Raw genomic sequence first — 15,209 nt, 5'->3', positions numbered from 1 at the left:
TGAGGGATCGGAATCGCAAGGAGGTAATCCTGATCATGACCGATTCCCAGCTTATCCGAGAGATTAAAGAAGGTAATCTGGAATGCTATGCTGAACTGATTCGTCGATATGAAAAAAAGATCCTCTCATTTGTCACTCATCTTTTGCGTCAGGCACATTTAGAGCATATAGCGGAGGATATATGTCAGGAGACGTTTTACAAGGCGTATAAGAGCATTCATTCTTTCCGAGATGTAGAAGCTACATTCTCCACCTGGCTCTATACGATTGCACGCAACTCCGTACTCAGTGAATTGCGCAAGAGCCGCAATTCTGACGTGTATCTGGATGATACGTTGCAAGTGCCTATGGCATCTCCGAAGACACTGCCTGAGCAAGTTTTGCTCCGGAATGAACGGGAGAGCATGGTAAGACTGGCAATCAACAGCTTGCCAGAGAAGCAACGCTCAGCACTGATATTACGCGAGTACGAGCAAATGGATTACACAGAAATCGCTACGATTCTGGATTTAACAGTGAGCTCTGTGAAGTCTCTACTGTTTCGAGCGCGGCAAAGTATTCGTGGACAGTTGGAAAACTACATCCTGGACCCTCATTTGGATGAAGCTGAAGGGATGAATCGATGATGAGATGTGAAGAAGTTCAGGAAATTCTGCCTGAATACGCCGAAAATCTGTTGCCTGAGGTGACTCAACGCCGGGTTGATCACCATATGGCGGCATGCTATGCCTGTCGTTCCGACTATGAGATTTGGTCGGATAGTGGTGAGTGGATGGAAATGGATAAAGAAGAATACCATTCTGTAACTCCAACACGTTCCATTGTAGACGCGGTGATGGCCCGTATTTTATCGGAAGAGCAGTGGGCGATTCCAATTGGCAGAAAAATTTTCAGCGTGACAGCGAGAATGCGTCGCATGGCTGCGAGTGTAGCTGTTTTGTTGCTCATGGTCTTTTCGTTCACTTTATATGTGAATACAAGTACCACAGAGCATGCGAATTCGCTTGTTATTAACGGAGAAGTTATGGAGATTAACACGCCAAAGGCTCAAGTCATTTCTTCTTCCTTGCAAACAGACGACGGTACATATGTGGTAGAAGTCCAGCCATATACGTCGCAAGGAGATTCACTGGAAAATGCTACTGCTTCGATCGTACCGCTCGATGGGAAACCGACTTCTACTGATTTAGCCAAGCCTAATTACAGCATTGTGCTTAGTATTTTTGGAATCCTTATTACTGTTCTTACAATGAGCTGGCTAACACGAGCATAATGGTATATGATCAAGAGTAAAAGAAAAGACCGTCTTCGGACGGTCTTTTGTGGCTATTGTATTAGAGTGGTTGTTCCACATGCGCGTAGAGCAACAAGGCCACGCAAAATACATATGAGGTGAAAGAAATGCCGAAAAAGTGGCTGTATGTCATAGACGAAGCGATCAAGCGGATCGAAAACGATGAAGTGGAGTTGGGCTTGACCGCTCTGCAAAAGGTTCAGGAGCATGGAAAAGATTTGCCGGATGTCATGATGTATTTGGCAGAGGTCTGGTATCGACTCGGTCATTTGGAAGAGGCGGGTCAATTGCTGACAGATGTCATGGCCAAAAATCCGCAAATGGATTCCTCGTTGCGTAGAGAATGCCAGCTACTGCTAGCGGAGATTGCTTTGGATTCCAGTGATTTTGAGACGGCGCAACACCTTCTTTATGAATGCAAAGAATCTGGCTTTGAAAGCATCCAGCTGGACTTGTTGCTAGCGGATCTGTATTCCCTCCAAGATTTAGATGAGGTAGCGGTCAAGTATTTGGAGCAAGCGAGACTGAAGGAGCCAGACAACCAAGATCTTATGGCAGCGCTGGGTAACCTATATTTCCGCATTGGAGAAGACGAGAAAGCAATGAAGCTGCTGGAACAAGCCGGGGATGAAAGTCTGTCTATGCTTTTGACGAAGGGGCGCTCTTACGCACAAAGCGGTCAATTCGAACAGGCTTACCAAGTATTCCGCCAGGCGCTGGTCATGGATCGTTCTTCAGAAGTTCTCTACGGCTGTGCACTGATGGCATTCCACGTAGGACGACTGGATGAAGCAGCTGAATTGGTCAGCAGTTTGCAAGCGGTTGACGAGGAGTATGTGGCAGCTTACCCATTAGCTGCAGATGTGAATCTTTCGATGGGGAAAACAGAAGCAGCGATTGAGGCGTTAAAGCAATATGTATCGTTGTCAGGTTTCGATTTAGATCAGATACGCAGGCTAATTGCCCTTTTGACTCAAGCCGGGCGCTATGAGGAAGCGAAAGAATACCAACAACTTCACGACCTGTGGGATCATGAATCCGACGAGGAGCAATAAAAAATAGACAAACAGGAAGTCACTTTCGGTGGCTTCCTGTTTATTTTTCCGCATTTTGGCAAGAATGAGAGACAAGTAAGTCATCGTAAAGAAGGGATGCAAAGATGAACTTGGCTGAGATCTTGGTGTACACCGATATCCGGCAGCTCCATCAGATTGCCAACCATTATGGATGCGAATGCAACCCTCATTCCAAAAACGAATTGATTACGTCACTGTTGTCTAGCTTGCGGCACAGGTTGACAATCTCTCAAGAAGTTGAGCACCTGAGCAGTGCAGAAATCCATTTTTTGCTCCAATTGTTCCTGGACAAGCGTACGGTCATGTCGCTTGAGGATTTGTTGGCAAAGGCTGGAGTGGCACTGGAATGTGAAAAGGAAAAAAAGCAGGAGGAAGGACGGAAGTTTGTCGCGGCTGCAATGAAGCGAGGATGGATTTTTCCGGCGAAAAGTAAGACAGTAGGGCAGTACCAAATTCCGCTGGACATCCGTGAACCGTACTTGCAAGCATGGCTAACAAAGTGGCGTGAGTCAAACGCATTCTTTCATTCAGGTCCGCAAGCATACAGGGATGAAGGAACAGCACTATGCGACGATATCATGCAATTTTTACAATTTCTCCAGCAGGAGCCAGTACCGCTAACCGCAGAAGGTGGCATGTACAAGCGCCATCAGCAGCAGCTTTTTCAATTTTTGCACGTAAAAGAAGAGCCGCTATTGCCGCAAAAATGGCGTTTTGGGTACGGGCTGCATTTTGATTTATACCCTGACCGCTTTTCCTTGCTCTACGATTTCTGCTACTATCACCGTTGGATTGAAGAGGTGGACGGCAAGGTAGCGGTAACGGAAGCAGGGAGGGAGCGACTGGAGCAACCGTATAACGATCAATTGTACCATGATGTTATTCGCTTCTGGATGAGGTTGTACAAGCGGGCTGTCCCGAACTTGCCGATGCTGGTTCAGCTCATTCCGTTGATCGCGTCGGCAGGATGGGTAAGTCAGCAATCTCTGATGGACACGCTGCTCCATTGGATGAAAGAGTTTTACTACGATTCACCTACAGATATCTTGGTGAATCGGGTATGCAAAATGATGGTGCATCTTGGATTGTTGCGCGTCGGCCAAGACGAACAGGAGCAGTGGTTATACACCGCAACGTATGCGAGCCAGACTTGGCTTCGAAAATACAATGGTTTTACCGAAACGACTATTTTATTGAAGTGAGGGATGGGTATGGAGTGGCCGAATTTCTATTCCAACGCGTACGGAACGAACAATCAAATGGTTTCCGGTTTGCTATCTGAAATGGTGATCGACGAGCAAATGCGTCAATATCGCAAACGCACGCTTATCCAGGAGATTGATGAGGCACTTGCATCGAAGAACAAAGAGTTGTTTTTGCGCTTAACAGACGAATTAAAAGAAATCATGGCTTACGAGCAAGCCTAAATACATAATCGTATGCGTTATTGCGAGTCTCTAACCATTCATGGTACGCTTGTTTCCAGAAATGAACAAGGAAATGAGGAGACGGCTCTATGCAGTGGAACTTGAACGATTTTGAAAACTGGGAGGAGTTGCGGTCCTTTGTGGATACCGCGCTGCTCCCTCTTTATTTGTACAGTTCGGATCGAAAAGTAGAAGAGCATGTTGTGCGCATGAACTACTTATTAAATGTAGCTGCGGGGATTGAACAGCGGCTGAAGGGACGGGTGCTGCTCTTTCCGTTAAGCTATCAAATAGGAGAAGGACAGCTGGAACAAAGAACACCGGCGGAATTCCCCTATAAAGTCCTGCTTCATTTTCGTGGAGAACAGATTCAAGTAAAGGAACGGACAGAGGAAAGCGTGATGACGTTAGTAGTAGGGGATGAAGACTTGGAATCTTCCTTGCGTTTCGAAGTGACCGTGGAAGTGCTGTACAAAGAGGTCATCAAGTTGTGGCAAACCGGGCAGAGATAATCGATTTAACTTAAAAAAGAGCCGCAATAGAGAAAGCGTTTTCCGGTAATACTACAGAAAAATGGGTGGGGCAAGGTCATAAATTTGACAATCTGGCAACAATATCCTGTCACACATCGTTTGGGCAAAGACATGTCCACTGGACATTCTTGACATCTTTATAGGCGTTAGCTATGATTGGGATTGACCTAGTGTATATGTATAAAAATGCCATCGTAGCGCTATTTTACAGGATAAGGAGGGAAAAAGATATGGGAGACAAACGCGAAATTTCCAGGCGTACATTTTTGAACTACGCCCTGATGGGAACTGGCGGATTCCTTGCTGCGGGAATGATCACCCCAATGATTCGTTTTGCGGTAGACCCCCTTCTGCAAGGACATGCAGGTGGAGATAAAGTGGCTGTCGGCAGTCCGGATGAGTTTAATGCCGTGCCAAAACGCGTTGAATTCAAAGTCCATACCAAGGACGGTTGGTATGAATCAGAATCAACACTTACTGCATGGGTTACCAAGAACGAAAAGGGTGAGATTCTTGCTCTGTCCCCGATCTGTAAGCACTTAGGGTGTACGGTTAGCTGGGGAACTGGCGCAGGACAACCGAATGAGTACTTCTGTCCTTGCCACATGGGTCGTTATACGATCAATGGCGAGCACATTTTGGGAACGCCACCCACGGCCTCTCTTGATGAGTATGAGACAGAAGTCAAAGATGGGAAATTGTATTTAGGTAAAGTAAAAGCAAATCCTCGTCCGGGGGTGAACGGCTAAAATGATGCAAAAAATGTATGATTGGGTCGACGAACGCTTAAACATCACTCCGATGTGGCGTGACTTGGCTGACCACGAAGTACCTGAGCACGTGAACCCGGCACATCATTTTTCCGCTTTTGTTTACTGCTTTGGTGGACTTACGTTCTTTATTACCGTTATTCAAATCTTGTCTGGTATGTTCTTGACAATGTACTATGTACCAGACGTTATCAATGCTTACGAATCCGTTAAATACCTCCAGAACGAAGTAGCGTTCGGGGTAATCGTACGCGGTATGCATCACTGGGGTGCCAGCTTGGTAATCGTGATGATGTTCCTACATACTCTGCGTGTATTCTTTACAGGTGCATACAAAAAGCCTCGTGAATTGAACTGGGTAGTGGGCGTACTGATTTTCTTCGTTATGCTTGGTCTCGGTTTCACAGGTTACCTCTTGCCTTGGGATAACACCGCATACTTTGCGACCAAAGTAGGTGTGCAGATCGCTGACTCTGTACCTTTGATTGGTCCATACGTAAAAACATTGCTCACAGGTGGAGACATTCTAGGGGCGCAAACCCTTACCCGTTTCTTCGCGATTCACGTGTTCTTCCTCCCAGGCGCGCTACTTGGTCTGTTGGGAGCTCACTTTGTTATGATCCGTTCGCAAGGTATCTCGGGTCCACTATAATCGGTCTTCGAAAAAAGGAGGAAATAGCATGGCAAAACAAGATAAAGATGCTACCTTCGTCGGAGATTCCCGAGTATCGGCGAAGCGTATTCCAAACATTTCTCCAGCCTACTCCGACTTTCCAGGTAAAAACGAGCCGTTCTGGCCAAACTTCCTGTTGAAAGAGTGGATGGTGGCAGCTGTTTGCTTGGTTGGTTTCCTTGTGTTAACGGTTTCACACCCGTCGCCGTTAACTGACAAAGCAAACCCGAATGATACTTCATTCATTCCGTTGCCAGACTGGTACTTCTTGTTCCTGTATCAAATGCTGAAATATCCTTGGGCTGCTGGGGATTGGGTCGTACTCGGTATCGTTGTCATTCCAGGTATCGCATTTGGTGCACTGATGTTGGCGCCTTGGCTGGATACCAGCAAAGAGCGTCGTCCTAGCAAGCGTCCAGTTGCTACAGGCTTGATGCTGACTGCACTCGTTGGTGTTTTCTACCTGACTTGGGCGGCAAACCATGAATATCATCTGGCTCACCCAGATAAAGGAAAAGGAACTGGTGGCAAAGAGGGATCGAGTGCAGCTGCACCTGCACCTGCTGACACCAGCTTTAAAGCAGATGCGCTTTGGAAAGCGCAAACAAGCTGTATGGGGTGCCATGGTAAAAACATGGAGGGTGGCATGGGTCCAAACCTCCAAAAAATCGGCGCAACTTTGGATGCAGCCAAGATTACTGATATCATCAAGAGCGGTAAAGGCGCAATGCCGGGCGGTATGATCAAAGATGATGCAGAAATCGCAAAGCTAGCTGAATACATGGCTGGCTTGAAATAAGCTAATAGGGGAAAAGCTGGCTGGTAATGCGGTCAGCTTTTTCGTTAGCGGCGTACACAGCGGGAGACGATTATAGATGATCTGGATATGGGAGTGGTTTCGGCAATCTTTGGGCAAAAGGTGGTTTCTTTGGACGCTGTTCGTCGTCAACTTTTTAGGAACCATATATGGATTCATCTGGTATGGTAACCAATTGGCTGAGACACCAGCATATTTGATTCCTTTTGTCCCGGACAGCCCGACAGGTAGCGGACTTTTTTCGCTTGTACTCCTTACCTATTTGTTGGGTCGACACATTCCTGTACTGGAAGCTTTGGCTGGCATCACCAATTTTAAGTATGGTGTCTGGGCCGTCTGCATTATCGTGGCTGGTTGGATGATGGGCAATGAAGTGCGTTGGACAGACGTGATGCTGATTATTTCCCATACGGGCATGGCTGTGGAATCTGTTTTGTACGCGCGTTTTTACAAGCTAAGTCTTCTGCCGGTGGGAATCGCTGCACTGTGGACACTGAATAATGATTTTCTCGATTACGTCATGGACATCCATCCATGGCTGCCGAGTGTGCTGGATCCGTATGAGGGCTTCGTTGGTTTGTGTACGGTTCTTCTCAGTCTGATCTCGATCTCGGTGATCTGGTGGGTAAATATGAAGTATACGACAAATAAGGTCTAATCTTGTCCTCCTTTCCATAGGCTGTACTAGGGAAGGAGGTTATTTGCGTTGAAGAAAAACATCCGGTTTTTATTATTCTTTCTCATGATCGGGTTGTTCTTGTCGTGGCCCATTCATAATTTGTACTCGAAGCTGAATCAACCGATAGAAGAAAAGCAGTTGGCCGCCTTGGATCAAATTGCGCATGAGTTACTGATGTATGCAAAAAAGGGAGATCTTGAAGGGGCAGAGCAGCGCATCGTCCAACTAGCAGACCGATTCCCGAACCAGCATTTGCCCAATCCAATACGAATTGAGAGTCTGAATGCAGTGACCCAGTCCATACTGGCAGCCAAGCAAAGCTTTGCTTCTGCAAATGCAAGTGAACAACAATTGCTGTGGCATGCCACGCAGGTCCGTATCGCCATAGACGCACTTACCCATGATCACCAGCCGATGTGGCGTAGCTACTATCCTTCTCTTGTCACACAGGTCCAAAATCTGCAGCTATCGGCTGTTGAGCGGAATTTCGGTCAGTTTCGCGAACAGTTTGATGAGAACTACCGATTATTTCTGGCTATTAGGCCGGGGATGAGTATTCAGCTTCCAGAGGGGCAAATGTCCTCGATTACGGTTGCGTACGATATCATATCCAAAGAGATGCGAAACAGCCAAGTCGATTGGCAGCTTGTTCGAGAGGCGTTGCGAGAATTGAACAGCTCTTTTCAAGTGGCGTTTGTGGGAGAAGAGAAGAGTACGTTTGCTCGTTTAATGATGCGGCCAGATTCTCCTATACTTATTCTCGCTTCTATCTCGATAGCTTTGATCATGGCCTTGTCTTACGTGGCATGGAAGAAATATGACGGAGAAATCCGTTCGACCTAAAAGGTGCAAAAACCCTTGCCTGTACGAAAAGGCAAGGGTTTTTCTGTGCAGCTTCGTGCTAATCGTGAAGCGGTTTCTTGTTTTCATCAAGGGTGAAGCCTTCCCCGAGAACTTCATGCACGTCGTTTACGATGACAAAGGCATGCGGATCAATTTCTTGCACAATGGTTTTAAAACGCATGACTTCATTTCGGCTGACAACGACATAGATGACTTTCTTTTCCTCGCCAGAGTAGGCGCCTTTACCGGCTAAGAGTGTCACACCACGTCCTACATCGAGAATATGCTTGGCGATGCTATCTGCTTCGTTGGAGATGATCGTCAATGCTTTTCCTGCATAAGCGCCATCTTGGAAAAAGTCGATGACACGTGCTGCGATAAAGACGACAACAAGGGTATACATGGCGCTTTCTAGATTCAAATAGACGAGGGACGCCCCAATAACCAAGATGTCTCCGAAAAACAACGTCCTTCCCATACTGATACCCATGTATTTCTGAAGCAGTCTGGCAATGATGTCCACACCGCCGGTCGTCCCGCCGTAACGGAAAATAATCCCTAACCCGACACCAACAGCTACCCCGGCATACAGGGAAGCAAGCAGGCGATCTTTCATCGGCAATGGAAGCACTCCATCAAATAAGGATAAAAAGACGGAAAGAGAAACCGTTCCCAAAATCGTGTAGAAAAAAGAAGTTCGTCCAAGAATTTTCCAGCCCAAGAAAAATAGCGGTACGTTCAGAACAAAGAAGACGATTCCCTGATCTACAACAGGAACTAACAGCTTGATCAAAATACTGATACCAGTGATGCCGCCCTCAGCTAGATGATTGGGAATGTTGAATGCGTTAATACCGAATCCCATAATGGCAGAACCGATGATAATGGCAAAGATACTGTCAAGACGAATTTTCATATATCCTCCTGTTCGCCGGATCAGGAAACAGGCTTCCCCCCGGACTTGATGTGCAGGTAATACTTGTGTTACCTGAGGGCTATCCGAAAGCCATTATAAATGAACGCTCGTTTGGTTGTCCATATGCTGGAAAGACGGAGTATTGAGATTTGGCAAACGAAGCCTTTTTTAGTACGATAGGTGAAAGAGAGAAGAATGTGAAAAAGGAGTGGGCGGATGGAACGGCAAAAGACTATGCAAGAGATGCAGCAAGAAGTTGATCAATACATATCGCAATTTAAAGAAGGATACTTTTCTCCGCTTTCCATGCTGGCTAGAATGACCGAAGAAGTAGGTGAATTAGCCAGAGAGATTAACCATTTTTATGGAGAAAAACCGAAGAAAAAGGACGAAGGCGAAAAAACAGTAGAAGAAGAGTTGGGTGACGTACTCTTCATCGTGATTTGTTTCGCAAACTCGCTCGGAATCGATTTGCAGGAAGCGTTTGATCGTATTATGCACAAGTTTAATACCCGCGATAAAGATCGCTGGACGAGAATAGAGGAGAACGAGTAGCATGACTAAACAAATCCGTGTAGCAGTTGCTGGCGCAAATGGTCGAATGGGGCAAGAAGTAGTGAAAATGCTAGCGCAGGATACCGCGCTTGTTTTTACAGGCAATCTGGATACACGTGTGAGCGAAGAGGAAATCAATCAACAATTGGACGAAATGAAGCCGGATGTTCTGGTAGACTTTACGACACCGCATACGGTGTATCGTCATATGGAGCTCTGTCTGGCTCGTGGTGTGAGACCGGTTGTTGGAACAACGGGGCTGACAACAGAGCAGCTGCAAGAGATGACTGAGCGCTATAAAGAAGCGGGACTGGGTGCCATCATTGCTCCCAATTTTGCAATCGGGGCGATTCTATGTATGAAGTTTTCCGCAATGGCAGCAAAATATATGCCACATGTGGAAATTATCGAGCTGCATCATGACCGAAAGCTGGATGCGCCAAGCGGAACTGCTTTGAAGACCGCGGAAATGATTGCAGCCGTTCGGGAAGAGCTCAAGCAAGGGCATCCTGAAGAGGTTGAAACGATTCCAGGCGCTCGCGGAGCAGATTACGAAGGCTTCCGGATTCACAGTGTCCGTCTACCAGGTATGGTTGCTCACCAAGAGGTTTTGTTTGGGGCAACAGGTCAAACGCTGTCCATCCGACATGATTCGATTAACCGGGAATCTTTCATGCCAGGCGTGAATATGGCCATTAAAGCTGTAATGAATATGAACGGATTGATTTACGGATTGGAACATCTGATCGATTAAACGTTTGTTTAACATACACATTTACCCAGCTATAAAGGGAGAGGTTTTCTTGAAAATTGCATTGATTGCCCATGATCGAATGAAAGAACAGATTGTGCAACTAGCGATGGCCTATGAATCCATTTTGGCAAAGCATGACCTGTATGCCACAGGAACAACTGGGTCGCGAATCATGGAAGCTACGTCGCTGTCCCTAACCCGATTTCTGTCAGGGCCATTAGGAGGCGATCAACAAATCGGTGCGATGATCGCCCGCAATGAGATGGATTTGATTATCTTTTTGCGTGATCCGCTTACCTCTCAACCACATGAACCTGATATTATCGCACTGCTTCGACTGTGTGATGTGCACAAGATACCGTTTGCCACCAATCTCGGTTCGGCAGAAATCATGCTGAAGGCTTTGGAGCTGGGACAACTGGATTGGCGCGAAGTGGTGCATGAGGAGAATGAAGCATGAGTTCACTCGATATTTTGGCAATCGGCGCTCATCCTGACGATGTCGAGATCGGCGCGGCAGGCAGTCTGATTTTGGCAGCTAAAGAGGGAAAGCGCGTGGGGATTCTCGACTTGACCTATGCGGAATTGTCTTCGAATGGAACGGTGGAGAGAAGGCAACAAGAAGCGGCTGCAGCTGACCATGTGATGGGAGTGGCTGCTCGCTATAATTTTGGTCTGCCTGATCGTGGCTTGGAGGCAGTTAGGGAAAGTGCAATTGAACGTGTCGTTAAGCTCATTCGCGAAACTCGCCCAGCCATTGTGCTAGCGCCTTATTTCGCGGATCGTCATCCAGATCATGAAAGCATAAGTAGAATCGTTCGCGAGGCGGTGTTTAATGCGGGCATCCGCAAGTATTTGCCGGAGCCTTCTTTGTCTGCCTATCGACCTTCGCAATTCCTTTACTATTTTATTAATTCCACTGTCACGCCTCAGGTTGTTGTGGATATCACCGCTGTTTATCCGCAAAAAATGGAGGCGCTACGTTGTTACTGCAGTCAGTTTGAGCTAGAAGAAGGCAGCGTTCATACACCGCTAACCAACGGGTATCTGGAGTCTGTCGAGTATCGAGAGCGACTGTTTGGCCAGCAGGCTGGTGTAGCCTACGCAGAAGGATTTGTCAGTGCAGCTCCGTATGTATTAAAGAGCTTGTGAGAAGGAGTGACACTGTATGAAGATCGGGATTACTTGCTATCCGTCATTGGGCGGATCGGGCGTAGTAGCTACGGAGCTTGGCAAGCTATTGGCTGAGCGAGGACATCAAGTCCATTTCATTACAGGTGGAATGCCATTTCGCTTAGGTGCGTTTCACCCGAACATTTTCTATCATGAAGTAGAAGTGAACAACTATGATGTTTTTAAATATCCACCCTATGATTTGACCTTGGCGAACCGAATGGCGCAAGTGGCGAAAAATGAAAACTTGGACTTATTACATGTGCATTATGCTGTGCCACATGCGTTGTGTGCGTTCCTTGCCAAGCAAATGGTAGGGGATCATTTGAAAATTGTGACCACCCTGCACGGGACGGATATTACTGTTCTGGGTTATGACTCGAATTTGAGTGATATGATCCGCTTCGGCATTGAGCGAAGCGATTTGGTAACAGCGGTGTCCAATGATTTGATCAGGCAGACGAAAGAGCTGCTGCATACTGAAAAAGAAATTATCCCAGTGTACAACTTCGTAGACAAGCGGCGTTATTTCCCGAAAGAGGTCACGAAGTTGAAAAAGGTTTTTGCACCGAATGGTGAAAAAATTCTTATGCACATTTCTAATTTCCGTCCGGTCAAACGAGTGCCGGATGTGATTGAAATATTTTCGCGCGTACGTGAAGAAGTGCCTTCCAGACTGATCCTAATTGGTGAAGGTCCCGAAATGGGGCTGGTCCGCAAGATGATCGCTGAGCTTGGTCTGAACGACGATGTATGCTTCCTCGGTAAGCAGGAAGACGTCGCAGAGGTATTGTCGATGGCAGACATCATGCTGCTTCCATCAGAAAAGGAAAGCTTCGGTCTCGTCGCATTAGAAGCAATGGCTTGCGGTGTGCCTGTTGTCGCTACAGTGGCAGGAGGTTTGCCCGAAGTTGTGCTGGATGGTGTGAATGGCTTCTTGCGTCCAATTGGGGACGTGGAAGGCATGGCGAAAGAAACGATACGTCTCTTGCAAAACGAAGACCTATACCGCGAATTCTCCGCGAACAGCATCGAGCGATCCTGCAAAACGTTTTGTCACGAAACGATTGCCTCTCAATATGAAGCTCTTTACGCTAACTTGCTGACATGCAATCCGGTGTGAAATTAAGCTTTTGAACGTAAGATGGAGCTTTTGGCTAATTGATGCACCTTGGATATAAAAATGAACAATCCATACAAAACTCTCATAAAAAAACGCTTCCTTGTGTAGATCAGGCGGAGCAAACCAGAAAGGGGGGATTGGATTGGCGATAGAATTGGCAAAGCGTGTTCTCGACAGATTGGAGGAACACGGCTTTGAAGCTTACTACGTGGGTGGTTGCGTCCGCGATTGGCTTTTACAACGACCTGTTCATGATATAGATATATGTACGAATGCCCATCCCGGCGACGTCATCCGATTGTTTCCCGATCATGTCCCGACTGGTCTGAAACACGGTACTGTATCTGTAAAAATCGAGGGGCAGATGTTTGAAGTAACCACGTTTCGGACGGAAGGAAAATATGAAGATTACCGTCGACCCGCTGAGGTTCAATTCGTTTCAGAACTTCGGCTCGATCTGGAGCGACGTGATTTTACGATGAACGCAATGGCGATGGATCGTCATCAAGTTTTGCACGACCCATTCGGTGGACGAGAGGATATGGAGTATCGCCTGGTTCGGGCTGTAGGCATCCCACTAGAGAGATTTCAGGAGGATGCCCTTCGGCTTTTACGAGGTGTGCGATTTGCTTCCCAGTTAGGTTTTGCTATAGAAGACCAGACCATGCTTGCTATGAAACAGACTGCACCTTTGTTAGCTCATATTGCTGTGGAACGCATCCGGGAAGAGCTGAATAAAACGCTCGACAGCAAAGCCCCAGAGGTAGGGTGTCAGTTGTTGAATGAAACGGGGCTCATGGCGTATGCCCCTGAGATAGAAAAACTGTTTATCCTCTCACATGAGCATGCTTGGCGGCTCCGTCATTTGCAAACCGTGACGAAAAAATGGTCGTTGCTACTGTTTGCGGCGAATTATTCACCTGCACAATCGCGAGAAGTATGCCAATTCCTCAAAATGTCCAAACGTGAAACAGAAGCAATTTTTGGGTTGGTTGAACTTCTGACGCGATTGCAGCCACAATGGGACGTTCCTCAAGCGATTGAGTGGGGACCACTGCTGCTTGAAGTCGGCTGGGACACGTGCAACGAGTTCTTTCTATTATTGCAAGCGTGCTGGTGGGAGGAGAGGCAATCGTTTTCGTTGCAAGATCTCCTCGATCAATACGAAAATATGCCTGTCAAAACCATCAAGGATTTGGCAATTACGGGGCTTGACCTGCAAGTAGCCGTTCAGAAAAAGCCAGGCGAGTGGATTGTCCGCGTCTTGGAAACATTGCTTAGACAAACGGCTCTGCACGGTTTACCAAATACACCAGAAGCACTCGTCGAAGTTGCAAAGAAAGAGGTTGCACAAGATGAACATTAAGCAAGTCATCCTTCAAGCATTCCGTGACCAGCCCGATAGTTTCATCTCTGGTGAAGAATTAAGCCAAACATGCGGTTGCTCTAGGACGGCGGTTTGGAAACATATCGAAGAGCTTCGCCGAGATGGTTACGAGGTGGAGGCGGTGCGAAAATCGGGGTATCGTCTGCTGGCTGCCCCTGATCGCTTGTCAGCAGCAGAAATTATGGCTGGTCTGGAAACGGATCGGATCGGACAAAATGTTATCGCTTACGATGAGGTAGTATCTACACAACCCCTCGCACACGAGGCTGCTGCAAAAGGGGCAGTAGAAGGTACGATCGTGCTGGCAGAGCTGCAAACAGGTGGAAAAGGCAGACTAGGTCGCCCCTGGCATTCTCCGAAAGGAACGGGGATCTGGATGAGCTTGATCATCCGTCCTGCGATTCCGTTACCGAAGACACCTCAAATGACGTTGCTAACGGCGGTTGCTGTAGCGAAAACAATCCGGGAAGAGACTGGGTTGCCTGTCAAAATCAAATGGCCGAACGATATTTTTATCGGTGACAAAAAAGTATGCGGCATTTTGACAGAACTCAATGCTGAATCTGATCGCGTCAATTATTTAGTCATCGGAATAGGGCTCAATGCCAACAGCCTCGAGTCTGATTTCCCATCTGAACTGGCACAGATTGTGACTTCGCTTCGAATTGAATCTGGTGAGCCACTCAAGCGAGTTTCGTTTATTCAGCGACTCTGCCAAATTTTTGAAGAAGAGTACGACCATTATTTGCAGGCTGGCTTCGCGCGCATAAAACAAGAGTGGGAGAATCATTCGTACACCATTGGCAAATGGGTGACCCTCCAGACGATTTCACAGCAGCTGGAAGGTCGTGCCGTTGGCTTGGATGAGGAAGGCGTACTCAAGGTCGAGGATCAGACGGGACAGATTCACAAAGTTTATTCGGCTGATGTCAATTATCGTGCAAATGATTAAATCATTTGCTATACTCCAATTTGGAGGCTGTATCACCTCGTGAACGGTACTCCTGGAGTATTTTTGTATCTATCGTGTAATCTTAAAGCAATACGTGTAAGGACAAAAATCTGCTCAGAGCCTGTGTGGACCGAGACAGAAGGAATCCGTTGGACGCAAAATGTCTTTTTGACATGGACAACCTTCTCCCGATTGACGCGAGAAGGTTTTTTTATTCCTCACACGATCCACGGGCTT

At 47.0% G+C, this 15,209-nt stretch carries 19 protein-coding genes; 18 read left to right on the top strand and 1 reads right to left on the bottom strand.

Going from position 1 to position 15,209, the window contains the following annotated elements; all coding sequences use genetic code 11:
• The first annotated feature begins 35 nt into the window (after positions 1–35).
• The 11 genes from E8L90_RS10360 (at position 36) to E8L90_RS10310 (ending at position 8,112) form a co-directional block, all read left to right on the top strand.
• Positions 36–626: an RNA polymerase sigma factor gene (locus tag E8L90_RS10360; protein ID WP_007716581.1), complete on the top strand. Its 591-nt coding sequence runs from the start codon at positions 36–38 to the stop codon at positions 624–626.
• Complete coding sequence (locus E8L90_RS10355; protein WP_137029319.1) at positions 623–1,273, top strand: zf-HC2 domain-containing protein; 651 nt, start codon at positions 623–625, stop codon at positions 1,271–1,273. Before E8L90_RS10360 ends, E8L90_RS10355 begins: the two co-directional genes overlap by 4 nt.
• 128 nt (positions 1,274–1,401) lie before the next feature.
• Positions 1,402–2,349, top strand: coding sequence for a tetratricopeptide repeat protein (locus E8L90_RS10350; protein WP_137029318.1), 948 nt, complete (start codon positions 1,402–1,404; stop codon positions 2,347–2,349).
• Positions 2,350–2,453: 104 nt separating this feature from the next.
• Positions 2,454–3,572, top strand: a complete 1,119-nt coding sequence (locus E8L90_RS10345) for a hypothetical protein (RefSeq protein WP_137029317.1) — start codon at positions 2,454–2,456, stop codon at positions 3,570–3,572.
• Between the two features lie 9 nt (positions 3,573–3,581).
• Positions 3,582–3,797 carry an IDEAL domain-containing protein gene (locus E8L90_RS10340; RefSeq protein ID WP_007716588.1) on the top strand — a complete coding sequence of 72 codons (216 nt, stop codon included), beginning with the start codon at positions 3,582–3,584 and terminating at the stop codon, positions 3,795–3,797.
• An 89-nt stretch (positions 3,798–3,886) separates the two neighbouring features.
• Positions 3,887–4,309: a DUF2487 family protein gene (locus E8L90_RS10335; RefSeq protein ID WP_137029316.1), complete on the top strand. Its 423-nt coding sequence runs from the start codon at positions 3,887–3,889 to the stop codon at positions 4,307–4,309.
• A gap of 251 nt (positions 4,310–4,560) precedes the next feature.
• Entirely contained in the window at positions 4,561–5,079 is a 519-nt protein-coding gene (locus tag E8L90_RS10330; RefSeq protein ID WP_137029315.1) for a Rieske (2Fe-2S) protein, read from the top strand.
• Between the two features lies 1 nt (position 5,080).
• Complete coding sequence (qcrB, locus tag E8L90_RS10325; protein WP_007716591.1) at positions 5,081–5,752, top strand: menaquinol-cytochrome c reductase cytochrome b subunit; 672 nt, start codon at positions 5,081–5,083, stop codon at positions 5,750–5,752.
• A 28-nt stretch (positions 5,753–5,780) separates the two neighbouring features.
• Entirely contained in the window at positions 5,781–6,572 is a 792-nt protein-coding gene (locus E8L90_RS10320) for a menaquinol-cytochrome c reductase cytochrome b/c subunit (protein ID WP_137029314.1), read from the top strand.
• Between the two features lie 76 nt (positions 6,573–6,648).
• A complete protein-coding gene (locus E8L90_RS10315; protein WP_137029313.1) occupies positions 6,649–7,248 on the top strand; it encodes a DUF1405 domain-containing protein in 600 nt (199 codons plus the stop codon).
• Positions 7,249–7,296: 48 nt separating this feature from the next.
• On the top strand, positions 7,297–8,112 hold the full coding sequence (locus tag E8L90_RS10310; RefSeq protein WP_137029312.1) for a sporulation protein YpjB: 816 nt from the start codon (positions 7,297–7,299) through the stop codon (positions 8,110–8,112).
• Between the two features lie 58 nt (positions 8,113–8,170).
• Here E8L90_RS10310 and E8L90_RS10305 read toward each other — a convergent pair whose 3' ends face one another.
• The gene (locus E8L90_RS10305) at positions 8,171–9,028 is read right to left on the bottom strand and encodes a YitT family protein (protein WP_137029311.1); all 858 of its coding nucleotides are present in this window, start codon (positions 9,026–9,028) and stop codon (positions 8,171–8,173) included.
• A 216-nt stretch (positions 9,029–9,244) separates the two neighbouring features.
• On the opposite strand from E8L90_RS10305, the gene E8L90_RS10300 reads away from it, so the two are divergent.
• From E8L90_RS10300 to E8L90_RS10270, 7 genes are all read left to right on the top strand, one after another.
• On the top strand, positions 9,245–9,583 hold the full coding sequence (locus tag E8L90_RS10300) for a nucleotide pyrophosphohydrolase (protein WP_137029310.1): 339 nt from the start codon (positions 9,245–9,247) through the stop codon (positions 9,581–9,583).
• Between the two features lies 1 nt (position 9,584).
• Entirely contained in the window at positions 9,585–10,337 is a 753-nt protein-coding gene (gene dapB, locus E8L90_RS10295) for a 4-hydroxy-tetrahydrodipicolinate reductase (RefSeq protein ID WP_087348317.1), read from the top strand.
• 49 nt (positions 10,338–10,386) lie between these two features.
• Positions 10,387–10,797, top strand: a complete 411-nt coding sequence (locus E8L90_RS10290) for a methylglyoxal synthase (RefSeq protein WP_056492842.1) — start codon at positions 10,387–10,389, stop codon at positions 10,795–10,797.
• A complete protein-coding gene (gene bshB1 / locus E8L90_RS10285; protein ID WP_137029309.1) occupies positions 10,794–11,489 on the top strand; it encodes a bacillithiol biosynthesis deacetylase BshB1 in 696 nt (231 codons plus the stop codon). The genes E8L90_RS10290 and bshB1 overlap by 4 nt, the downstream gene beginning before the upstream one ends.
• A gap of 16 nt (positions 11,490–11,505) precedes the next feature.
• Positions 11,506–12,633, top strand: a complete 1,128-nt coding sequence (gene bshA / locus E8L90_RS10280) for an N-acetyl-alpha-D-glucosaminyl L-malate synthase BshA (RefSeq protein WP_137029308.1) — start codon at positions 11,506–11,508, stop codon at positions 12,631–12,633.
• Positions 12,634–12,775: 142 nt separating this feature from the next.
• The gene (locus E8L90_RS10275) at positions 12,776–13,999 is read left to right on the top strand and encodes a CCA tRNA nucleotidyltransferase (RefSeq protein WP_137029307.1); all 1,224 of its coding nucleotides are present in this window, start codon (positions 12,776–12,778) and stop codon (positions 13,997–13,999) included.
• Positions 13,989–14,972, top strand: coding sequence for a biotin--[acetyl-CoA-carboxylase] ligase (locus tag E8L90_RS10270; RefSeq protein WP_137029306.1), 984 nt, complete (start codon positions 13,989–13,991; stop codon positions 14,970–14,972). The genes E8L90_RS10275 and E8L90_RS10270 overlap by 11 nt, the downstream gene beginning before the upstream one ends.
• Positions 14,973–15,209 lie beyond the last annotated feature (237 nt).

The organism is Brevibacillus antibioticus (assembly GCF_005217615.1).
Taxonomy (GTDB): Bacteria; Bacillota; Bacilli; order Brevibacillales; family Brevibacillaceae; genus Brevibacillus; species Brevibacillus antibioticus.
This window is presented reverse-complemented; position numbering and strand designations above follow the sequence as displayed.